The 24,261-nt window shown below is 48.7% G+C and carries 15 protein-coding genes; 5 read left to right on the top strand and 10 right to left on the bottom strand.

Annotation, left to right across the window (positions count from 1 at the left end):
- The first annotated feature begins 102 nt into the window (after positions 1–102).
- Complete coding sequence (locus tag ACYVD4_RS31670) at positions 103–678, top strand: ISAon1 family transposase N-terminal region protein (protein ID WP_460952426.1); 576 nt, start codon at positions 103–105, stop codon at positions 676–678.
- Positions 615–1,445, top strand: a complete 831-nt coding sequence (locus ACYVD4_RS31665) for an ISAon1 family transposase (protein WP_460952424.1) — start codon at positions 615–617, stop codon at positions 1,443–1,445. The genes ACYVD4_RS31670 and ACYVD4_RS31665 overlap by 64 nt, the downstream gene beginning before the upstream one ends.
- 729 nt (positions 1,446–2,174) lie before the next feature.
- On the opposite strand, the gene ACYVD4_RS31660 is transcribed toward ACYVD4_RS31665, so the two are convergent.
- From ACYVD4_RS31660 to ACYVD4_RS31635, 6 genes are all read right to left on the bottom strand, one after another.
- A complete protein-coding gene (locus ACYVD4_RS31660) occupies positions 2,175–3,764 on the bottom strand; it encodes an autotransporter outer membrane beta-barrel domain-containing protein (RefSeq protein WP_460952422.1) in 1,590 nt (529 codons plus the stop codon).
- Between the two features lie 244 nt (positions 3,765–4,008).
- Positions 4,009–6,546: a TonB-dependent receptor domain-containing protein gene (locus ACYVD4_RS31655; RefSeq protein WP_460952421.1), complete on the bottom strand. Its 2,538-nt coding sequence runs from the start codon at positions 6,544–6,546 to the stop codon at positions 4,009–4,011.
- 209 nt (positions 6,547–6,755) lie between these two features.
- Entirely contained in the window at positions 6,756–7,445 is a 690-nt protein-coding gene (locus ACYVD4_RS31650; protein ID WP_460952419.1) for a response regulator, read from the bottom strand.
- Entirely contained in the window at positions 7,442–10,423 is a 2,982-nt protein-coding gene (locus tag ACYVD4_RS31645; protein WP_460952417.1) for a sensor histidine kinase, read from the bottom strand. Before ACYVD4_RS31645 ends, ACYVD4_RS31650 begins: the two co-directional genes overlap by 4 nt.
- A gap of 280 nt (positions 10,424–10,703) precedes the next feature.
- Entirely contained in the window at positions 10,704–11,477 is a 774-nt protein-coding gene (locus ACYVD4_RS31640; protein ID WP_460952416.1) for an arylamine N-acetyltransferase family protein, read from the bottom strand.
- Positions 11,478–11,637: 160 nt separating this feature from the next.
- Positions 11,638–12,183 carry a hypothetical protein gene (locus ACYVD4_RS31635; protein ID WP_460952414.1) on the bottom strand — a complete coding sequence of 182 codons (546 nt, stop codon included), beginning with the start codon at positions 12,181–12,183 and terminating at the stop codon, positions 11,638–11,640.
- 597 nt (positions 12,184–12,780) lie between these two features.
- Here ACYVD4_RS31635 and ACYVD4_RS31630 point away from each other — a divergent pair.
- Complete coding sequence (locus ACYVD4_RS31630) at positions 12,781–12,972, top strand: hypothetical protein (RefSeq protein WP_460952413.1); 192 nt, start codon at positions 12,781–12,783, stop codon at positions 12,970–12,972.
- 180 nt (positions 12,973–13,152) lie between these two features.
- On the opposite strand, the gene ACYVD4_RS31625 is transcribed toward ACYVD4_RS31630, so the two are convergent.
- Positions 13,153–15,063, bottom strand: a complete 1,911-nt coding sequence (locus ACYVD4_RS31625) for a heparinase II/III domain-containing protein (RefSeq protein WP_460952411.1) — start codon at positions 15,061–15,063, stop codon at positions 13,153–13,155.
- A gap of 328 nt (positions 15,064–15,391) precedes the next feature.
- Here ACYVD4_RS31625 and ACYVD4_RS31620 point away from each other — a divergent pair, with 328 nt between their 5' ends.
- Positions 15,392–18,568, top strand: a complete 3,177-nt coding sequence (locus ACYVD4_RS31620; RefSeq protein ID WP_460952410.1) for a SusC/RagA family TonB-linked outer membrane protein — start codon at positions 15,392–15,394, stop codon at positions 18,566–18,568.
- Positions 18,569–18,599: 31 nt separating this feature from the next.
- Positions 18,600–20,222: a RagB/SusD family nutrient uptake outer membrane protein gene (locus ACYVD4_RS31615; RefSeq protein WP_460952409.1), complete on the top strand. Its 1,623-nt coding sequence runs from the start codon at positions 18,600–18,602 to the stop codon at positions 20,220–20,222.
- Between the two features lie 649 nt (positions 20,223–20,871).
- Here ACYVD4_RS31615 and ACYVD4_RS31610 read toward each other — a convergent pair.
- From ACYVD4_RS31610 to ACYVD4_RS31600, 3 genes are all read right to left on the bottom strand, one after another.
- Positions 20,872–23,052, bottom strand: coding sequence for a sensor histidine kinase (locus ACYVD4_RS31610; protein WP_460952407.1), 2,181 nt, complete (start codon positions 23,050–23,052; stop codon positions 20,872–20,874).
- A gap of 202 nt (positions 23,053–23,254) precedes the next feature.
- Complete coding sequence (locus ACYVD4_RS31605; protein ID WP_460952406.1) at positions 23,255–23,479, bottom strand: hypothetical protein; 225 nt, start codon at positions 23,477–23,479, stop codon at positions 23,255–23,257.
- Complete coding sequence (locus ACYVD4_RS31600; RefSeq protein ID WP_460952405.1) at positions 23,480–23,785, bottom strand: hypothetical protein; 306 nt, start codon at positions 23,783–23,785, stop codon at positions 23,480–23,482.
- Between the last annotated feature and the right edge of the window lie 476 nt (positions 23,786–24,261).

Here is a 24,261-nt window from a genome sequence, read left to right as displayed (position 1 = left end):
GGAGTTTTTCCTCTACCGGCTGACTCAGTTATATGCTTAATCCAAGATGCTCCACAACTTTTGACCTTGATCCGTTTGTGCCTCTAATCAAACCGAACCATTTTGGAGAGTTTCTTACTAATCATTCAGTTCCTGCTGCCTGAGTTCATCCTAGAAAATTTCGAGTTGACTTCCATTGACCGTCAGGATGGTGTGTTTCAAGTACATATCGAAGAGAAAAATTCCGACCCTAATGATCCAGAACGGAAAAGCTTGCTCTCCAAAGGCTTTTTCCCCACTATTACCGTCCAGGATTTCCCCATCCGTGGACATCAAGTATTCCTTCATATCAAGCGTCGTCATTGGCTCAATACAAAAACGGGTAAAGTCGTTTATCGGCACTGGACTCAAGTAGCCGACGGAACGCGAATGACGAGTGAATTCGCGAATTTTTTAAAAGATATCAGCGGCATCGGCCGTCCGACGATACCAACCCTACTAGCCTTCGATCGATTGGCGGCTTTTATGGGGTTGCTGGTCGAGCCCTACTACGCCACTACCGTGATTTTCAGAGCTGATTTACCCACTGGGATCAACGAGCCCATGCCAAAGACTGGCTGCTATTTCGGCGAAACTTGGGGTCCCATCTCTCGATTGATGAGACGAGTTTATCGCAGGGTGAACTGTATACGATCCTGACCAATAAGGCTGCTAAAGGAGGCAAGGGCGGTATCGTGACGATTGTGGCTGGAACGAAGGCCGAAACAGTCATTCAAGTACTCAGACAACTCCCACTCAGACAGCGCACTAAGGTAGCCGAAATTACTCTGGACATGGCGGGTAACATGGGCCTGATCGCTAAGAAATGTTTTCCCCAAGCCACGCAGGTAACTGACCGCTTTCATGTACAACAATTAGCCCTAGAGGCTGTTCAGGAGATGCGGATTGAGTATCGCTGGCAAGCCCTGAAGGCCGAAAATCAGGCCATTGACCAAGCGAAGCTCAAGCAGATGGACTATCAACCCGATATTCTTACCAATGGCTATACGCTCAAACAGCTGCTGGCTCGCAGCCGGTATGTGCTCTATAAAAAATCCACCGATTGGAGCCAAAGTCAGCAAGAACGAGCTGGCCTGCTTTTCGAGCGATATCCTGATTTAAAGAAGGCCTATGAATTGAGTCAAACGCTGAGCTGTATCTTCCAGAATACGACGGACAAACTCTACGGTTTAGCTCGCTTGGCCAACTGGCACGAGAAGGTTCGCCAAGCGGGCTTCAAAGCCTTCAACACGGTGGCTCGCTCCATTCAGAACCACTATGAGACGATTCTGAACTACTTTGATAACCACAGTACGAATGCTTCGGCGGAGTCCTTCAATGCCAAAATAAAAGCGTTTCGAAGTCAGTCCAGAGGGGGGAGGAACGTAGAGTTCTTCTTGTATCGGCTAACTCAGTTATATGCTTAATCGAAGTTGCTCCACAAGTATTATCGTTGATCCCTTATAATTGAATCAGTTCGGGTAAAGGACTAAACTGGGGGATTCCGTTACTGCTGGCCATTTGTTTGATCGGTTGGTTTTACAGCCAAACCAATACGTATAAAGCTATTGCAATGACAGTAGCCAAGCACCCAAATGCAGATAAGTTTCGTTTTTTAATGAAGGATGGATAGCTTGAAACGGATGAGAGTGGCATGCTATTTATCGAGCTCAAACGAGTAACTCAACGGCAAAAAAACAGTCGTTGGTCAGCATTACTTATACAAAAAAGATTGTGATTGTATCCGCGTTCCCTTAGCTTTTCAGTAGGTCAGATTTATTCCAAGCCGAAAATGTTATCTAATTTTACCAGGAAGCATAGTGCTTAGCTTAGTAAACCACATCCAACCATATCAAGCCATTACCACTCCACTATAGCAATTAAATTTAAGAAATTGCTTGGGCACTATAGCTCTTAACTCTCCAATGGTTTGGTTTAGTCTGAATAAATAAGCGTTAGGTGAGAATATTAATTAGATGGTAATAATGCAGTTCTACCATCATTGAATAAACTCCATCCCCACTGACGACTATAAAACGGCTATCTGCCCTCAGATAGCCATTCAACTTGGATTCAACAAAATGCCCTATTCGCTACACTGGTAGGCGAGAAACACAAGCGGTAAAGCTGTGTCGTACCCTGGTAAAATCGATTCTTTATTTCCTTGAAAGCAATTGTTTAACAAATGCTTTCAACTCGTCAATCTCTTGATGCTGCTGTTTCTCTAGTTTCTCAATCTGTTTCTGTTGTTGAATACTGTAAAGCGTCAGCTCTTCAATCTTTTCCAGTAACCTAGCGTTCAACCCTGCTAAGCTCATACCTTCCTTGACCATCTCCTGAGCAGAGGGAATGCCGGGCAAGTGCTTGTTTTTGCTTACATACTGGGCGACCTCGGACAAAGGTCGTAGCAGGTACCCCTTCTCAAACACCTTGTCCGCCCATTGATCGGGGCTGCTTAGCCTCACCTGGTAGCGGGCTAGTACGGTTTCACCCCCTTCGTTGACGGTGAGAAACTGATCGGTAGCCCCGCTGCGCAGATTGGGGTTGGACAGATGACTAAACTTAAGCGTGCCTTTGCTGCGCAGGTTGATTGTGCCCCGCACATCTAGGGGGTACTCAGGCGAGTCAGTGCCGATGCCCACGGCGATACTGGTGTTATCGGGATTACCCAGCACAATGCCACTGCTTACGGCAACTCTTGAATTGTAGCCAATGGCTACTGCCTGGAACAGATTGGGACGAGTTAGGTAAGCGCTATGCCCGATCACTACATTGTAGCTACCGGTCTCGCTATCATGACCCGCATACCCGCCTATAAACACATTATTAGTTCCGGTAGTATTGTCACTTCCGGCGAATGTTCCGGCAAACAGATTACTAGATCCGGTGGTGTTGACTTGCCCGGCTCCTGTGCCCGTAAAGACATTATAGTAGCCCGTCGTATTATCGCGTCCCGCACTTGCCCCCAAAAAAGTATTCCGCTCCCCAGTAGTGGTATATATTCCAGCACCAAAGCCCATAAACGTATTATACCATCCCGATGTATTCGCTTTTCCTGCACTCCCTCCATAGAAGGAGTTGTATCGGCCAGAGGTATTATAGTACCCCGCATCTTTACCCGTAACGACGTTGTCCGATCCGGTCGTGTTATTTAGTCCTGCAGCGGCTCCCGTAAAGACGTTATTACTGCCGGTGGTATTCTTTTGCCCGGCAATGTGACCCGTAAAGACGTTATTAAAGCCAGTGGTGTTGTTTTGGCCCGCATCTCTACCGGTAAAGATGTTATTGTATCCGGTGGTGTTGAATTGACCAGCTGATACGCCGGCAAAGACATTATTGGTGCCGGTGGTGTTGCTTTGACCGGTGACTTGCCCGGTAAAGACATTGTTTGATCCGGTGGTGTTATTTTGCCCAGCCCCCCTACCTAGAAATGTATTTCCTGATCCGCCGGTGTTTTCGAGTCCGGCTTCATAACCCATAAAGGTGTTAGCGCTTCCACTGGAATTAGACTGTCCCGCATCCACCCCGTAGAAGGCGTTGTGTACCCCCGTGGTCATGGATTTACCGGCGGCAAAGCCCGTCAGCGTGTTGCGCTCTCCGGTCATTTGGGCATTACCGGCTGTAACGCCAATTAGCGTGTTAAAGGCACCGGGTGCGTTGGGGGTTGGTGAGTTAGCGACATAGTTGGTTTGAGCCGATAAGGTCGTATTTAAAAAAAGAAACAGGAAAAGAAAACGTATGGTCATAGCAGTACAATGTATTGTTTCGACGTAGTAGGAATAACCTAACTGTTTTGCTAACCTCCTCCTGACTAGGCTACAGGCCGGAAGTAAGATTACTCGCAGCGCGATGAGTGAGGTTGATTTGGCTAGTATTTTCATTGAGATTTGTTGTTTAGATGCTGTTAAAAAGTATAAATGAGTAGGCTACATATGTAATTGAAGCCAAATTGACCAGAAAATTCGGATGAGACTACAAGTATCGGGAGTGTTAATTATTGCCGCCACCGATGCGGTTTTGCTCCTCCTCGACACCCGACCGACGCTGGCGCGTAGTTTTTATCGTGCGATTGCCGAAATTGTAGGTAAACGTGAGCCGTGCCACCCGACTCTCCCATTGATTGACGAAGCTCAGGTTCGTCGTCGCAAAGTTCATTGTTCCGGCCGACCGTAAGGTGTTCAGTACGTCGCTCACATTCAGCCGCAATGTAGCCGCCTTATGCCACAAGCTTTTCTGAACACCCACGCTCAACTGGCCCATTCCCCGTATGTGCATCATGCCATAAACCAGTGGTGAATTGTAGAAACCGGATAACTCAGCCGTTAGGCCGTGAGGTAACATAAAACTTTGGTTCAACGTAACGTTCGCCGATAATTGCCGATAATCGAGTCGCTGTTCGGCAAACTCTGCGTTATAAGCATTCCAGAATACGTTAGCGCTGGGCTGAAGTGTCCACCATCTGGTCGCCTTAATTGGCAGACTGATGCTCAGGTTGATATTGTCCAGAGCCGCCAGATTTACGGTGGTTACCCGCATAATACGTTCCTGTTGCTCGTTGACACCCGTAATGACATCAGTAGTATGGTTGTAGCTCAGGCTGATGTTCGTTTCATTTTTGTACGTATAGCCTATCTGAAACGCATTGGTGTACTGCGGCCGCAGAAATGGATTTCCCTGATAATAAGTGTAAGGGTCCATGACATACACAAATGGATTTAGATCCTGATAGTTCGGGCGGTCGATACGTCGGCTATAGGACGCGCGCCATTGGTGGTCTTCATTAATTTTGTATGTCAGGAACGCGCTTGGAAACAGGTTGAGGTACTTACGATCTACGACTTTGCTTAACGTAACAGAGTTTCCCAGCGAGCGCGTATGCTCGGCCCGTAATCCAGCCTGAATAGACCATTTTCCCCAGTCGCGATTTGCGTTGAGATAACCCGCTGTGATGGTTTCGTTGTAGAGAAAATGATTGGTACGTTGGGGATCGGGTACGTAGCCCGTCTCGGTCAGTGTCTCGAAACGAACATCATTATCCGACGTTACGTAAGACACTTTACCACCCGCTTCCAGTCGACCGCCACTACGTAGCGGATGCATGTAATCGGTTTTCGCAGCCCGAATTGTTACGGTCGATGGGGGCCGATTTCGTTGTACGAGTTCGGGTTGTGTTTCTTCGCCACCAGCGCCTAAGTAGCGCGTCCGCATGTTATCCTGCGGCTGAATATTTACGAGAGAATAGTCCAGATCAACATTCAACTCGCGTCCTAACGAATCGAATGTGTGTTTGGCATTTGCATTGACCGCTACGCGCTGTGTGCCGCGCGTTGACGTATTGATCATGGTCAGCATCTGCTCCAACTGCCCTTTCGCATTGTAGACAAGATTTTTATTGTCGATGATCGCCTGACTGTTGCTGAACAGGCCGTTGGCCATTACACCGAACGTAGTACGCTTAGTCAACGCATAGTCAGCGCCGACTTTAAAGGTATGATTTTTGGCAGTACTGGGTCGATAGCCGAGGTTATTTACCGTTGTCAGTGAATCGCCGGAACCAAACTTCCGCAACGCATCGACTGAAGCGAACGATTCGCGGTAATCGTAGTTGTAGTTGCCAAATAAATTCCAGCCGTTCGCCCGGTGATTCAGCGTTAATCCTGCCGAGGCTTTGGGAAGTTGCCCATAACCCGCTCCCAACGTAGCACTTCCGTTTGTGCCCTCTTTACGGCTCCCTCGTTTGAGTCGGATGTTAATAATTCCCGCATTGCCAGCCGCATCATACCGGGCCGATGGATTTGTTACGAGCTCAATGCTTTCAATCCCGTTGGCTGGCGTATTCCGGAGCAGATTCACCACTTCCTGCGCCGATAGATAGGTTGGTTTCCCGTCGATCATAATCAGCGTCCCTTCACGACCTTTCAACGTAATGCGATCATTCTGATTATCGACAAATACACCGGGTGCTTTTTCCAGCACTTCCAGCGCCGTGCCCCCCGCCGAAACGATGCTGTTGGCTACGTTGATCACCGTTTTATCCGGCAACTGCTCAATAAAGGGCTTCCTGGCTGCAACCGTTACTTCACTGAGTGTTTGCTCGGATTGGGCCAACGTAATGGGCGCTACGTTCATCTCCGGCTGATCAGCTACTACAGTAAAGGGGGCAGATGTTGTTTTCTGATAGCCAACCAGTTGGGCAGCAACTTGATACGTTCCCGGTGCAATATTATCAACAACGTATTGCCCATTAACGGCGGTTACGGCCCCTTTAACCAACTGGGCCGTAGCCGCCGATTGGCTGGTAGCTGGTGTACTTGCTTTTACAAGAAGTATCGTTGCAAATTCAACCGGTTTTCCGGCCACATCACGTACCGAACCGAGAACTTTAGTGCGGCTTGGTTGCTGGGCAAAAGAAGCGGAAGCGAGCAGGCTAATGCTGAACAGGTAGAGGAAGCCAATCAATAACAAATCTACACCAGAGGGGGTAAATAGGTTGACCATGCGGTTGGTAGAGGAAAGTTGACGTTTCATTTTGTAGTGTTCATTAGTGACTACAAAGTTGGCTGTCTACCAAACGCCCATCAATCGCACAAACATGTGAAAAAGGGGACACAACGAGTCTCGAATGATGTGATTTTTGAGTTAAACATGCGCCAAAACCCCTAAATCCCCTGAAGGGGACTTTGTTCGTACTTAGACAAAGTCCCCTTCAGGGGATTTAGGGGTTTTCGTGGAGTCAGTTACACCAGCCCCTCCCGCATGGCTTTCAGGATGGCTTCGGTTTTGGAGTTGACCTGCAATTTGTCGTAAATATGGCGAATGTGAGAGCGAACGGTATCGATGCTGATATGGAGATCATCAGCAATAAGTTTGTAGCTGTAACCAGCCACCAACCCTTTCACGATATCCAGCTCACGAGTCGACAGTTTGTACTCATCAGCGGTAGGTCGGGACGCTGGAATCGCTACGTTGGGCGATGAATTGTCAGTGGGCAAGGCATTTTGCTGCTGGAAGAAACGTAGCACTTGCCGGGCTACATTGGCGGTCATAGGTGAGCCCCCCCTGTGAACATCGAAAATGGCGGCAATGATTTCCGAGGGTGGTGTGTGTTTCAGCAGATACCCGCTGGCTCCGTTGCGGATGGCCTGAAAAATCTTCTCTTCGTTATCGAAAACCGTCAGCATCAGCACCTGGGTTTGGGGCGATGTCGCTTTTACAATGGGAACGGCTTCAATGCCGGTGATGCCGGGCAGGTCAATGTCCATCAGCACCACATCGGGACGTAGTGACCGCATTTCATCCGTTAGGTTCCGGCAGTTGGCAAAGGCTCCGAGCAGTTCCAGTCCCGGCGTAGCCTGAAGTAAAAAAGAGATACCTTCGCGCAGGTCGCGATTGTCTTCGTAATAGACTATTTTGATGGAATCCGTCATAATTTTGTCCGTAGTTCTATCGCCGTCCCAGCACCTGGCTTTGCCGTTAATACCAGATTGCCCCCAATTTCACGAGCCCGTTTCTGCAGGTTAGGCAAGCCATTGCCCGGTTGAACAGTGGCCGGATCGAATCCTCGCCCATCATCTCTTATTGTGAGATGCAGTAGTTTTCCTGCGTTGATGCTCAGGTTAACATCAATCCGTGAGGCTTCGGCGTATTTCACGGCGTTGTTAATACTTTCTTTAAAAATAAGGTACAGATTGCGTCGCTGCTCTACGTTCAGGCGAGTTTTCTCGAACTGATCTGATACGTCCATCCGGAACGTAATACCTTTTGCCTCAGCCATTTTCAAACCAAATTCCCGCATCCGGGTCACTACGTCCTCCAGACGGTCGTGGTTCGTCTGGATGGTCCAGATAATATCCTGCATCGACTCCGATAAGGTAGTGGCGCTGTTGCTAATCCGTTGTAGAATGGGCACGGCTTCAGGCGTTGTGGGAGCAATCTGTTGTTGTACTACGTCGCTAAAAATACGAATGCTGCTGAGCGTTGAGCCCATATCGTCGTGCAAATCGGTCGCGATTCGGTCCCGGATACGTTCGAGATGCAGCCGTTGCCCTTCGCGGTACCGAAAAATGGCATAGATAATTCCGAAAACGAGCAGAATCACGAGCAGTCGGAACCAAGGTGTTTTCCAATACGGCGGTACGACCCGAATTAGCAACGTAGCACCCGTTTCATTCCAGACACCATCATTGTTGGCGGCCTTCACCCGAAACGTATAACTGCCCGGTTCGAGATTGGTGTACGTAGTGGTACGGTCATTAGTCATGAGCCAGTCGGTATCAAAACCCACGAGTTGGTAGGCGTAGCGGTTTTTATCGGACTGACTGAAATTGAGAGCCGCAAAATCAATAGCCAGTGTCGTTTCCTGTGGTTCGAGTTGAATCGTGGATGCTACTGTTCTTGGTCGATTATTGACCCGAATGTCGGTGATTACGACGGGGGGCGGTACGTTATTTTGCCGAAGACTCTCGGGTTTCCAATAGGCAAAAGCGCCTTTAAACCCGGTGAAAAGCGATCCTTGTCGATCCAGGCTGATCGTCTTAAACTGGGTATTGGAAAATAAACCGTTGGCTTCATTATAATACCGAAATCGCTTCGTTTTGGGGTCTAGCTCGTGCAGTTGTTCATCACTGGCGAGCCAAAGGTGCCCTCGTTGATCTTCGGCGATACTGAACACATGATCGGCGAGCAGACCGTTAGCCAACGTATAGGTTTGCTGGATTTGGCCGCTCGTATCAGTTTGAACCAGAAAGTCAATGCCCGAAATCCAGGGTTTCCCCTGTTTGTCGACATAAAACGTACTATGGATCTGGTCAGATGGTTGAACGTTTTTTTCGCCCCCGCTCAACTGCATTCGTTTCGTTTGACTGGTAGCCGGATTCAGTCGGAATAGTCCCGCTCGAGTTTTAGCCCAAACCCAGCCACGAAGGTCGGTCTGAAGTAAGCTGATCCCCGTCGGCAATTGATCCGGTCCTGGCGATGACCACCGTTGAAACAGATTTGTGGCTAGGTCATACCAGAACAGCCCTTCGGACGTAGTACCCACCCAGATACGACCGTCGGCTCCCTGGCACAGGGTTGGCACGGTGAGTTGGGCCGATCGAATTTTTGACCCAATGTCACGACGAATCTGCCAGTGCCGGGTAGCTGGATCATAAATCGCGATACCTCCTTGTGTACCAAGCCATAACCGCCCCTGCTTATCCTGTATCATGTCATAATATAGACAGTTAGGTAGGCCAGGTTCATTGGGGATCGGGACTAATGAACCGGATGAACGATCCCACCGATAAAGCATACAATGCCCCAAAACCCAATACGTATCATTTTTCTGGTAATCCTGACGAATGATTTCTACCGGTTCCAGCGACTCTGAGGACTGATTGGGTAACCATTTGCGGCTAAATTTCAGGGCGACCGGATCTATTTTCACGATGCCTTCTGAAGTGCCTATCCAGATGATTCCCGCCTGCCGATCAGCCCACATAATTCCGACCGTTCCCCCCGGATAACTCAACGGATCGTTTGCTACGTGTGTAAATTCGGTAAATTGTTTCTTTGAAGGTATGTAAGCAGTTAACCGATTATAGCCCCCCAGCCAGAATAATAGTCGCCCATCGGGTAGTCGATCTTCTACCAGTTCGGTACTGGCTTGTGCATGGGTAAAACAGGGGTTGAAACGATCAGTGGCCAGGTCATACTGGCGCACTTCACCCTGTTTCAGGAGGGCATAAAGGTGTCCGTTTTGTAGGGTCAACCGTTCTACCAGTTGCGATGCGTGCGGGTGTCGGACATCCGTTATGGGGAATGATGTATAGGACCGATTTACTGGGTCAAAGCGGTAGATAGCACCCCAGTGCCACACCCAAATGTTGCCATGTCGATCGGGAATCGGTATGGCAAACGCGCCGGGGTGAATGACCGGAGTTGGAAAGGCAGTCAATTTTTTGGTACGAGGTTCCAGACGATAGAGGTGATCCACCGAAGCAAACCATCCCATGCCGGCCTGGTCGAAACGGACCGGTGAAACAAAATCGTTATCGGCTAACTGGTCCCGCTGCTGGGGGAGCGTAATGGGTTGAAAATGATCAGTTTGGGGATTATATCGGCAAAGCCCTCGGTTGGTAGAAACCCAGATAAAACCATCTCGATCCTCAGTCAATCCATCGGACACGATGTAGTTGCCGGGAAGTCCGTCTCTTCCCTCATTTCGTTTGTAGATGGTGAATTTTACCCCATCGAAGCGGTTTAGGCCGTTCACGGTACCAAACCACATAAATCCGCGCCGGTCCTTCAAAATGGCCGTAACCTGATCGTTCGATAACCCTTCCTGGGTAGTGTACTGCTGAAAAGATACGTCAGTAGGTTGGGCCCATAAGCCCTCACGACTGAAGAGGGAAATGACCAGCAAGGACAAAAAACATCGCCAGAACACTATAATTGCAGATTTACGATTACGTTCTCAAAGATACGGCGTTCAAAAGGTGGTGTGCAATGAAAGCCAATCGCATAAAGATGTGATCCGTCGTAATATGCTTGCCCAGCCAAAGGATTGGATATTTTCCTGAGAAAGTATTTTGTCAAACTGAATCACTCGTTCTGCTCATGCATGAAGTGCTTACCATTTCGGTAGATGACGAAATGATCTCTTATAGCCGTTCAACTTTACGGATTCATCTTGAAAGGACCCATCAATTCAGGTTTCGGTAAGGATATATCCCGAAATAGGTGATTAATGATTTCTCAAAGGCCTGCTGACTACGAATGTCCTGATCAATATGCTGACCATTTATTGACCCCTTCAGATGCCTGTCAGATAACGTTATTCGACCCGCTTCGGTAACGAGGGTGCAGACTCTATTACGCGTAAAGAAAGAATCCGGAGAGGTCTGATGATAGTGACACATATCGGTGAATGCACTCATTTTCTGAGGGATAAGCGTGAACTGATACACCTTTTCCCACTGCCCCAATTCGGTACGTTGTGCTAAGAGGAACGTAGCGGTATCAAGTTGGGTAATCCGATAATCACCCGTACGATCTTCCTGAATCTGGTTGACACTCAGACGTAGTGGATAGATGGGGAAACGCCGACCTAGTCCCACATCAACTAAATAAGCTTGTTCATCAATGTGTACAATCAATGCCAGATGATCAAATTCCGGGTTGACGATTTCGCCCGGTATATAGGTACGTCCCGAAACTCGGTGCACAGTGAAACCTAACTCCCGTAGCAATTCACAAAACAGGCCATTCAACTCATAGCAAATCCCCCCACGGCCCTGGGTCACGATCTTCTCAAACAGCGCTTCCAAACTTAAGTAAATGGGTATACCCGCATGGATAGCCAGATTTTCGAGGGGTACAGTTAATAGATGCTGGCAATGCAAAGCGCACAGGTTGGCTAAACTCATGTCGGGCCTACCTGCATAATTAATCCGTTTCAGATAAGCTTGTATATTCATTGTGGACTTATAACAAAAGACTTGATAAACCTTTACGTAACCTGTCGGAGTTGCCTACGTTGCTAGTCAACGGGAAAAAATAACCTAGCGCCGACTGGGCTATCGACGTAGTACCTTTGTTGCCGATTGTGCCACCCAAAATATTACCAGATATTCGAGGTTACCAAGTTATTGCTTTTAAACGCACTCCTTGGGGATTATCCGCATCTGATAGATTGATTGCCCCCTTACCCGATTCTATCTGATAGTTCATCAGTTCTGGTTTCAACTCAGTTGGCTTGGCATCCCGATTAATGTTGCTTTTGGGGGCGCAGCTATAAAAACCCCGATATTTTCCACTGGTGGGTTGAATAGCGAAGGAGTGGTTAGCTTGATTGACGGTGATGGTTCCATTAAAATAGGTATAGGCTTCCGTTCGACAATTGTAACTGGTGGTTGAGTTGATCACATACTCCTCATACGTACCATCGGCATGAAACTCGAACACCAGTGCTTGCTCATAGGCATTACCGGCATAGGTACCGTTGTAATTCCAGAAATTTGTCGGCGAAAAGGTGCCGTAGGACCATTTGCCCACTAACTCAGCCGGAATTGTGGCGGGTGCGGTTGGCGGGTTGGTGGTTGGGTCAAATCCTTCTGAGCCCTCTTTTTTGCAGGCTGCTGACAACATGCCTAGGGACAACAGCATAATCACTAGTTTTTTCATTGGTTCGAGAGGTCGCGTTTACTTAAATCGTCGATTGATTTAGTGCAAAGCAAGGTATACCACGTCCTCTCTACTAGGTTCATCTACCTCAACAGGGGAACGGGGTGGATGAACCGCGAAAAACAAGGCTTGAATTGTTGTGATTCCTAGCTTAGCCCTACTCTGGTCTCATTGGAGACAGTATGGCCATTTTTTAGGGATGCTAGAATATAAATAAGAGCATTTTGTGAGAATTCTTGGAAAAGTTTTTTAAAGGCCATCTACTATGACATAGTAAATGGAGCTACAGCCCGAAAATACATTTTGCTGGCCGGGATCGGTTGGATTGACCTGTCGACTGGGTACATACCGTTGGCGATGGACGTTCAGGCCCGAATTACCGTTTTATCAGGCTATTACCTATCGGCTTGTTATCCCGATAATAAGAAAAATGGTTCAGCTAAGTGACAAAAAAAACTGAACACTACGCAGATGATTTGCTTCCGAAATACCAAACCTATGGAGGAAATTTGAGATACGCAGACCGATCCGAATGAGTTTACCAACCGGTTTGAAAAACCAGCATACGAGGCCAAACTTTAGGACCTACATGGCCAAATGGATACCTGGCTCAAAACCGTTGGCGACAGTTCGGCGGTTTCTCAGAAAGAGATGATCAACCAGATGTGGACCGGTGCTTATGAACCAACCCAGACGGTCCAACCAGACGTAGCACTAACAGGCAATACAGCGGTTATTCCATGCGAAATGTGGGGCATCGGTTGGGTACATTCTAAAGCATGGCGCTAAGAACCGAACGTCTGGCATGTTTACAGCGGTTATACGCTGAGTGTGCCAGACCACCGAATTAGAAATTTGCTCAGTGCTGAAGCCAAACACTAAAGCCGACCACTTGTCGACAGAAAAAACGTGTAACAGACCGTAGAAGGCAAGGCTGCCGAGTGCGAGCCTGCTATTTACGTTCTGAGATCAGCGCGGCCACTGCTCCAAAGGCGCTACGTTCGGTAAGGGTTTTGAAACAGACGATTCGGGAATTAACAACACTGTCAGTGGTGCTTTGGTGTTGGCAGGTAACTTCACCTCGAAACCGATTCGTATCGTTCCCGGATTGGGTGCATCGTACTCATGCGTCGGCTCCGTCGACCAGGTTTTTAGCTCAACCTGAGCCGGTTCCTGTACTTGTATGATCAATTTCTTGCCGTCTTTGGTGAGTTCCGCTTTGTTGTTTCCGAGTAGCTTGACCGTGGCGGGTGTAATCATCGTCCACCGAACTGATGTTTCGGCAGTCGGCGTTCCGGTGGCTGGGATGCCAACTGCTGGCGTTTCTAGTTCATCCCGAACGGCAACAATTGATTGATGCAGAATCGCTACGCCCCGGTTTGCTTTGAGGAGCACTCCCCGATACAGGTCGGTCATATCCGTTTGAGCGTTCATGAAATTCTGATTCGTAGCGTAGTTGTTAATGGTCGCCTTACCCATTACGCGCTGTAAATCATTGTTGACGGTGAGCGTATTATGTGCTAGGTTATTGTAGCGAAATACCTCCCAGCGCTGCGAATTTTGCTTCATATTCCATAAATCAACTTTTTTGGATTCGAGCGTTTCGTAATTCTGCATACCAAAATCCACAGCCCAGCGAACGCCATCGGCTTCCATCACAAACGACCCAACGTCCATGTGCGCGTGACTGACGGCAGGACTGCCGGATTTCAAGCCCACAAAAATCGCATTTGGATCTGTCCAGGAAGTCCGCATAAGAGCTACCGGGCTACGCCCTTTGCCAACCCACATGGTGGCTTTCGGTTTGGTGATTTGATCGATTTTGATGCTATTGCTCCAGAGCATAATGGCCGGAAGAAGGCGGATTCTGAGCTGCTTTTTTGGATTTCCGTTCACCAGATGATCCCGTTCGACCCAGAGCAACGACGGATCATTTCGTTTTTGAGCAAACCAGAACATGGCAGGTTGCAGTTCGGCATTGGGGCCAGCATCAGAGTAATTGAATGGGTAACCGGTTGGCCCGGTCATGTTTTCCAGATAACTCGCTGTCTGGAGGAAACCGGGTTTTTGTGAAAGGCCAAAATCGTTGCCGAACAGCTTGTCGAGGGCATTGATCAGCATAATGTTGAAGCTCGTTCCGTAATCCCAGTAGCTATAGCCTTCGGGGTACGCACCGGCGGGGCTGTATTCGCCCATAGGCAGCACAACTGATTCGATGGCCCGGTTAATAACCCGCTTGGCCAATTCGGGTTGCTCTTCATAAATCGCCATTGCCCCGTACGACATACCCGCATTGCAGACCTGATTCCAGTTGTTTGTACTTCGGAGCCAGCTGCTATATTTCGGCTCCAGCGACGGTTCAATACCCTTTTTAAGAATCGCTTCTTTGATGGTTGCGCGCGATTGACCCGATAAACCCTTGTAAAGCCAGTCATACCCGATGGAAACGGCCATTGTCATTTCTGCTACGTCCAGAAAGTGCGTCGGATTCCAGTCGCTGAAGGTACTAACGGCCAGCAACTCACTCTCGGCTCGGTTCAGATACTTAGGCTCATTCGTCATTCGCCAGGCATAAGACAAAAAGAACACCCGACGTAGCGCTTCGCGAGACGTACTCAACAGTCGACGCCCAATCTGAATCCGTTCCAGCGGGGCAACCGCCAGCAGGCTATCGCATTCGCTGAGAATGGACTGGTGCATCTTCGCCCAAGTATTATCGGCTCTGATGGTACGTTGTATGCTTTTCTCCTCGCCTTTCAGCAGCAGAATCCGTGGGTGATCTGCAAGCCTGGCTACTGCTCCCACATGATCGGTTTGCGCGAAAACGGTTACGTGAATCAGCAGAACAACAACGAGACAAAGTACTTGATTGGATCGCATAATTGATGAGTTAATCGCAATGATTCAATAAGCTAAAGATTGTAAAGAGCTACCCATGTTGCCTTGATGAATAAATGAGGGTGATAACTATTCTGGGAAGGCGTAAAAAAAGTGTTTTGCGCAATCGTTTGCACTCGCCATTCAAACGATTGCGCAACGCATTAGTCCAATTAAACGCAGATAAATGGAATAGAGGGGGATTAGTTGCATTGTATTTTACTCTATATTTATTTCTATTATAGCTTGGTTACATTCTATAAGTTTAGCAAATAAATAGGGCTATTTTGGGGTTTTTCAGTAATTATTTTTTATTTTTTTTATTACCATTATGCAAAAACGATTACATTATTTGAGTCCATCGGTATCAATAAGTCGATGGGTACACAGTTTGGTCATGGGTGTAGTGCTAACGGGCACAACGTTCTCTGCACAGGTTGTACTGGCAATCGATTCGGGAGGAGTTGGTAAACACGTTCTCGCCGACCAGCCTGTTTCTGGAAAAATCACAGATGAAAAAGGCGATGGCCTGCCCGGTGTGAGTGTGGTGGTAAAAGGCACTACGCGTGGTACAACGACTGATGGTAATGGGCAGTTCAGGATGAACGTACCCAATGGAAATGCTGTACTGATCGTCAGTTTTGTGGGGTATGTCAGGCAGGAAATCGAGGTAAACAACCGATCGGTGATCAATCTCATGCTGCAGAACGACGATAAAGCACTGGAAGAAGTGGTGGTGGTCGGCTACGGTACGCAGAGAAAAGTAAACCTGACCGGCGCCGTTTCGACCGTCGATTCGAAAGCTCTTGAAAACCGCCCAACCGCTACGTTAGCCAATGCCTTGCAGGGCGTAACGCCTGGACTAACGATTACACGACAGAGTGGACAACCCGGCGCTCAGGGAATTAGCCTTCAAATCCGGGGTGTTACGTCGGCCAACGGGAACGTTAATCCGCTGGTGTTGATGGATGGGGTGAGCGTACCGATTGAGACGATGACCACTATGAACCCGAATGATGTTGAAAGCATCAGCGTACTGAAAGATGCAGCTGCTGCGGCTATCTACGGGGCGCAGGCTGCAGGGGGCGTTGTGCTGATTACAACAAAAAAAGGAAAAGCAGGAAAAGTAACATTCGATTACCTGGCGCAGTACGGTACCGATTGGGCGATCAACGTACCGGGCCGTATGAGTTTGCTGGATGAAGCACTATTCTCAAACCTGTCTCGTAAAAATTCGGGAAGTGCTCCGGAGTACACCGATGAAGAACTGCAACGCATTCGGGATGGTATTCCCTACGTAGTGAATCCAGCGGATACGGGTACGTATCTATATTACAATCAGCAGTCGTTATCTGATCAGTTACTACGCAAATTCACGTCCATGAAGACGCACAACTTTACGGCTCGTGGTGGTTCCGACAAGGTTAATTTTCTCGTTTCGGCGGGTTATTACGAAAAACAGGGTGTGTTTAAAGTAGGGCCAGACAATGCCAAACGGTATAATATTCGGCTGAATCTAGGCGCTCAGCTTACCAAACACCTGACCCTCGATACGCGCCTGTCGTACACGCTTGAACGTATTCAGCAGTCATCAGCTGGGGTCGATGGAGAAGGGTTGCTTTATCAGGTCTATCGCCTACGAACCCGGACGCCATTTTTTACACCCGAAGGACGCTACAACGGCGCCGGATCGGCAGCAACGGCCTATGGCATCCTGGAATCGGGCGGCTACAACAACTATACCAAGCGGCAATTTGATGGGGTTGCAAATTTGCAGGCGGCTAATTTCGTGAAAGGACTGACGCTACGTGCCATTGCTGGAGTGCAGTATCGGCCAGCCAATCGGGAGATATTCGCGCGTACGGTACCACTCTGGGGCCGCTCTCGTATCTTGAGTTACGCCAATAACCCCAACTCTTATCAGGTAAGGCGTGAACTTATTCGTAACACCAATCTTCAATTTCTGGCAACATACGATCTGAAACTGGGTGAAAAACACAACTTTACGCTGCTGGGTGGGTATCAGTGGGAGGACTTTCGGGACGAAAACATAATTACTACATCGACCAATATGGTTAGTAATGACCTGCCGACGCTGAACCTGGGAGACGATAAAACCAAGACAAACAGTGAGTTTGTAGGCGCTCGGGCATTTCAGTCGGTCTTTGCACGATTGAATTACAACTACGACGGCAAGTACCTGTTCGAAGCGACTATCAGGCAGGATGAAAGCTCAAAGCTAGCGCCGGGGTTACGAACGAAAATATTTCCGTCGGTTTCTGCTGGTTGGAACGTTCAGCGCGAAAGCTGGTTTGCTGTACCAGCCATTACGGAGCTAAAGGTACGGGGTTCTTGGGGACGGTTAGGGGGCGCTCTGGGCGATAACATTGGGTACTACGATTACCTGAGTCAGTTAAGTCGTGGTTCCGCGCTGGTACTGGGCGACTCGCGGGCGTCTTACCTCTTCCAGGGCGGCATTCCGTCGGCTATTCTCTCTTGGGAAACTATTGAAACCAGTGATATTGGGATCGACCTCGGATTCTTTCAGAACAAGCTTCAGTTTACCGGCGATTACTACATAAAATATAACCGGAATATGCTGACACCCATGCAGTTGCCCGGAACAATTGGAGTGGGCACGCCCCGGCAGAATAATGGTGAACTGAAGTCGTGGGGATGGGAAACCGAACTTCGTTACCGTGGTCAGGTTGGCAAGGATTTTACGTACTCGATATCAGCTAATTTGGCCGACAATAACAATAAGTTGCTGAGCTATTCGGCACGCACTGTAATTGGCACGGGGACCAACAGCTTGATTGAGGGTTATGCCCTCAATACGATTTGGGGGTATCAGACCGCTGGTTATTTCCAGACTGCCGATGAAGTGAAAAACTGGGCTTTCCAGGATAACCGCTCAGGTGCAGGCGACGTAAAATACATTGACCGGAATGGCGACGGGCGGATTACCGTCGGGAAAGGGTCGGCGGCTGATTATGGCGATCTGACGCTATTGGGCACGACGAACCCACGCTATCAGTACGGGTTTACATTCAGTGCGCAGTGGAAAGGCTTTGATCTGACGGTATTTATGCAGGGCGTTGGCAAACGTAGTTACCGGGCCAACTCCGAATCCATTGCGCCACTGCTGGTTACGTGGAAACAGGCGCTGGCTATTCACAGCGACTACTGGACTCCAGAAAACCCCAACGCCTTGTATCCTCGCCCATACGTGGGTGCTACGCATAACTACCTGGCTTCGGATAAATGGACGCTCAATGCCAGCTACATTCGGATGAAAAATCTCCAGTTCGGCTATACGTTGCCTTCTACACTGACGCAGAAAGTACGTATCAATCAGGCGCGGTTCTTCTTCTCTGGTCAGGATTTATTCACGCTATCGGGCCTAAAAGCGTTTCAGGGCTATTATGATCCCGAAACGCGTGATGGTGTACAGAACGATTATCCATTCTTTGCTACCGCTTCATTGGGTCTGAACCTCTCTTTTTAATCGGCAACGTTTGCAGAACGAATTATAAAATATGAAAACTATAATTAAATATATCGCTGTTACGGTCGGTATGCTGGCAGGTTTGCCAGCCTGCGAAGTAGAGCGACTTCCTGAAACATCGATCAGCGACCAGACCTACTGGCGCTCAGAGGGCGATCTTAAGTTTGCCGCCAATTACCTGTACACCTTCTTGCCAGGCTGGTCAACGGAAGATGTCTGGTCGGATGATGCCATTGGATTAGCATCGAACAACATTAGCGACGGTTCCCGCTTAGCGCCCGCTACGGACGGTAATTACAACACAAACTATAACCTGATCCGGGCAGCTAATAATATTATCGAGAAAGCTCCTCGTGCAGCTGCCAATACGGCTCAGTCGATCATTGATCGCTACGTTGCCGAAGCACGGCTTTTCCGGGCCTGGGGGTATTATAACCTCGTACAGCGGTTTGGCGACGTACCGCTCATTCTAAAAATTCTGGACGAAAATTCGAAGGAATTGATGGCCCCCGCCAGTCCGCGAGCGGCCATTTTTGATCAAATTTATCAGGATCTGGATTTCGCGGCCCAAAAACTGCCAACGCATACGGTACTGGGTACAGCCGATTTCGGACGTATGAGCAATACGTCGGCCTTGGCGTTCAAGGCTCGGGTAGCGCTGTTTGAGGGGACTCGCGCAAAATACCATAACTACGGTGAACCAGCCAAGCACCTCAAAGCGGCCGTTGATGCAGCCAAAGCCGTTATCGACAGCAAACAGCATGACTTATTTACAGGCGCTTACTTCGACCTGTTTCAGATGGTTGGCGAAGGGCGTCAGAACCGGGAGAATATTATCGTCAAGCAATTCGGCGTATCGCTGACCGAGCGGGTGGTTACGCACAGCTATTACCGGGGTTCGCTGGAAAATGGGAATATGAATCCAACCAAAAGTCTGGCAGATTCGTACCTAATGAAAGACGGGTTGCCTATTACCAGCTCACCGCTTTATAAAGCGCCCGTGGTATCGACCGACGTATTTGTGAACCGGGACACGCGTATGAGTGATACGTTCATGAAAAAAGGTGACCCGATGATGACCACAAAACCCATCTTTGATATTGCGCCACTGGTGTTCAACAAAACGGGCTTTATGTTCCGTAAAACGGCTAACATTGATGACTGGAACACATCGGCCTCCACAATCGATCGGCCTATTCTTCGCTATGCTGAGGTGCTCGTTACGTATGCCGAAGCTCTTTACGAACTGAACGGTTCGATCAGCGATGCCGATTTGGATTTGACCGTAAATCGACTTCGGCAGCGGGGGGGCGTAGCGAAACTGACAAATGCTTTTGCCACAACCAACGGACTGAACGTTCGTGATGAAATCCGTCGCGAACGTCGGGTCGAGCTGGCGCAGGAGGGTTTCCGTTATTGGGATTTGATTCGCTGGAAAACCGCCGAAATCGAGTTACCTAAGCCTATTCTGGGAAATTATTTCTTCAAAGCTGAGTTCGGAACAGTAGCTGCGGTACGGCTAACGGCCGATAACTACATTCTCGTTCAGGAGGCCAGTTTCCGTAAGTTCGATCCGGCCAAAGATTATCTGTGGCCATTGCCGATTAACGAAATTGCGCTGAACCCATCGTTAACTCAGAACAAGGGTTGGTAATGTAGCTACGTTACGTATATACCTTCAATTTTAATTAATCTGCAATAAGCCCGTTCCCGAAGAACAGAGCTTATTGCAGATTAATTAATCACTATTTTATAAATTTAACCCAAGTTGCGAGATAGTAGGTATTGCCAACCTCAGAGGTAGTTTTGAAGTACCTCACGCTCTAAAATCAATCCTAAGAGCTGACAAGACAATTGCAATTTACTGCTTTCTGGATGATATGTTCTATGCTATGAGCTGCCAGGCCGGCCAACACTGTACACTTAATGATGCTCAGCTTGACACTACAGCCTTACTAGCTGCCTTCAAATTTTAAGGTAATCATGCCTCGGTCTGTGACTATATGTGAGAACATCATAAAATGAAGAGGATCGATAAGTCCGGTTTCATCCCATTAGTGCACCTACTATAAACCACTCTATTGCTAATTTTTCGGGCACTGGGTCTCGCCTTGAAAGAACTCAAAACATAGGCTCGCTTTATCATCGATTCGTTTCCCGTAGCGGTTTGTTGTATTATCGGATATTGGCCTATAAATTACTGACGGGCAATGCCTATCGAGGGATTTATGAGAATTGTCTTTAAAAGAATGCATCTTAAAAGGCTCGCCAGACCGAATTACCAAAAGTCACCGGTTAAGTCATTACTCGTAGCCCGGCAAGTAAACGCTAAACCTGGCTCCCTGTCCCGACTGACTAGTAGCCGTAATAGCCCCGCCGTGATTGGTCACCACCTTCTCACAAATCGCCAGCCCGATGCCCGTGCCGGCAAACTCGTTTTTGCCGTGCAAACGCTGAAACACTTGGAAGATACGATCTAGATACTTCTCCTCAAAACCAATCCCGTTGTCCACTACATCGATCCGATAATAACCGCCGACCACCTGGTGGGGCGTAAACGTCTTGGGCAAATGGCTGGCCAACACTCCACACGACAGGATCTGAATCTGGGGTGCAACGCCGGGCTTACCAAACTTAAGGGCATTCGAGAGCAAGTTCTGGAACAACTGCCCTAGCTGGGAGACATCGCCTGGTAATGTAGGCAGCGGCCCAACCTGAATCTGAGCCCCAGTTTGCTGAATCATCCAGTCTAACGTATTGAGCACGGTGGCCACAATGCTCTGGAGTGAGACGGGAGCACTCTGGTCCCGACGGGTGGAAATACGGGAGTAATCCAGCAGGTCCCGAATCAACGTCGACATCCGAGAGGCTGCCGTCTGCATCCGCTCCAGATACACCAGAGCCTCGCCAGTGGGCTCTATATAACGTGTTTTCAAAAGATCCCCAAACTGCTGAATCTTGCGCAGGGGCTCTTGCAAATCGTGGCTGGCGATATAGGCAAAGGTTTGTAGGTTGGCATTCGAGCGAACCAGCAAGCCATTGGCTTCGGCTAAGGCCTGGTTATTGATCGCCAATTCGTGGTTAGCAGCCGCCAATTCCCCCGTGCGCTGTTGCACCTGACTTTCCAAATTCGCCGACAACTGTCGAAACTGCTCCTCGCTTTGGCTCAAGGCCTTTTCGGCGCTGGCCCGTTTCAGGGCCGCCCAGATACGTTCCGCCGTTTCTTGAACCAATTCAACCTCCGACACTGTCCAGGAGCGCGCCTGGATACTGTGCACCGTCAGCGTGGCAACCCATTGCTGTTGCTTAACCAGAGGAACGGTGATATAGGCTTCAATCTGAGCGGCATGCAATGTCGCTCGTTCGGTCAGTGTATGGACGGGATCCCTGGCCACATCGGTAACGACCTGCACCTGACCCGCTCGGTCGGAAACAGGCGGTTTTATACTCAGGGTCATCAAACGGAACTGATCCATTCTGAGTGGCTGGTGGTTGCCATTGACCGGATGAATGATCACCGCTTGCCCGCTCATTTGGCTAAACTGAACCTGAGTATCGCCCAGGTACTCCTCCAGCAGCTGGACGGTAGTCGTTTCGATCTCGATCGGATCCGATAAGGCCTGCAGCGCATCACTCAGGAAGAGTAAAAAGACCTGTTTCTCCTGGCTTTGGCGTAGCGCTGTCGTTAGCTCATATTCAGCCGTTGTGTCCAGATTTGTACCCATCAATTCCACGGGGTTTCCCGTCAGGTCGGTTACCACATGGAAACGGGAACGAATATGGTGGATGCTCTGATCGGGATGGATGACCCGATAGTTGAGGCCGAAGGGTAGCTCCCGGGCGATACCTGCCATCACGTCGGCTTCCGTGCGAGCCAGATCGTCGGGGTGTATGCTAGCCATCTGGGCCTGGGCTACGTTGGCTAGATAACCGGGGGCCAGCCCGATTAGCTCCGCTCCTCGGGCATCCAGGTAACCCTCGTTGGTGAGCAGGTTCCAACTCCAAGTACCTAGTTGGGCTACATCCAGAGCCATCTGTAGACGGGCCTGGCTTTGTTGCCGGGATTCCTGTGCCTGTTGGCGGGCGGTGATGTCGTCGCAATGGATCACAAACTGGTCGTTGCCATAAAAAAAGGCCGTCATCTCGAACCAACGATCCCATTTAGGAATAAACTGCACAAAGCGAATCGTTTGCCCGCTATTCATTACTTGCTGATAGGTGTCGAACCACGCTGGCTCAAGAGTGGGGAATACGTCCCGAGCCATTTTGCCAACAGCTTCTTGACGATTGACACCAGTGAGTTCCTCAAACGCCGTATTCAGCTCAATGAATCGGCAATCGATCATTTTTTCGGTATGATCCCGAATGGCTTGGCAAAGGACAAACCCTGGGTTAGGCGTCTTTTGATCCAAGCCTTGGGTGTTCGCTATAAGTTGGTGGCTACGGGCTGAATCAGTCGACTCAGCTAGATGCTGTTTTCTCATGTTGATCAGAAAAGGGCATCTGATAGCCACCCTTGATAGAATCAAAGATAGGCTTAATTTTCTATTTACCTGAACAAGTTAGGTTTTGGTCGTTAATGGGGTGAGTAGGTTGGATTACCACGTCAAAAAATGCCTAATTAACGGACTCTCAGACACCCCTCGTCTCAGTTGGGAGCCTTATTTAAGATTGTTTACTTTTACATCAGTTTTTACTTGTCGATGAACCTACAACTTTCGCTCTGGTTTTATTGGTAAACAGGTGCACGCACCAACTCAACAACTCCTTTTGATCTAGTATGCTCCAGGAGTGGGGATGTTTTTCGCCAGTCTCACGCACGCCTTGATTGGAACTCACCAGCAATTCGGCTGTTTGATTTCCGTTCAGCTGCAATCGATTGATCAAAGCCGCATTATCTATCGACCGCATTTAAATCATAATAATCTTTTCGACGTTGACTAATCCACCAACTAATATCGGGTTCAATGTATAAGCGTACCCCCGTGTTATTGAGCCAACGAGCATTGCCGCCTTCAGGAGCTGAATAACAAAACGGTGAGATACCTGCTGATACACTTTTTGATTCTGCTGGGGAGTGGCTTTTAGGTGCCTCTTCAGGTAGCCAATGACTAGGTTACCTTCATCAACGGCATCGGGATTGTACTGTCGTTCAACGGCGTGAACATACTCACGGTAGAGCCGTTCATAATCAAGCGGGGCGTCTACGCCAAACACACCAATTGGCTTTACTCGAGTTGGACATACCGAATTGCCCCGGTACCAGCGGCTGACATGTCACCCACGACGACTTTATGGGGAGCAATTCGATAGGTAGTCACTACCTCCTGTACCATCGAATGGATACGCGTCAAAATCTTTTTATCCGTCAGATTCCGGAGTGGCTAATTGGTGGGCACAACGATTAGGATCATAATACTTTGTTGAAAGGCCATTCTCTTGGTGCTATCGGATAAGCCGTGGTCATTGAGCACCAACAAACCCACGATTGACTCTTTAGACGGTCGAACCACATAGAAGTTCTGCGTACTATCTTTTGATTCCTTATAGGTTACAATGTAACTTTGGGCATATCCCAGTTTTGCCAACAAGATAAATCTATGATACTCCCCAAATGGGCTCTTACGCACTTTGTGTGGTTGAATATCGATAGAGGACTCGCTGTCGTAATAAATCTAATTTGGCTCTACCAT

This window comes from Spirosoma daeguense (assembly GCF_054776875.1).
The sequence above is the reverse complement of the archived record's forward strand: the minus strand, read 5'-3'. Positions and strand labels throughout refer to the sequence as shown.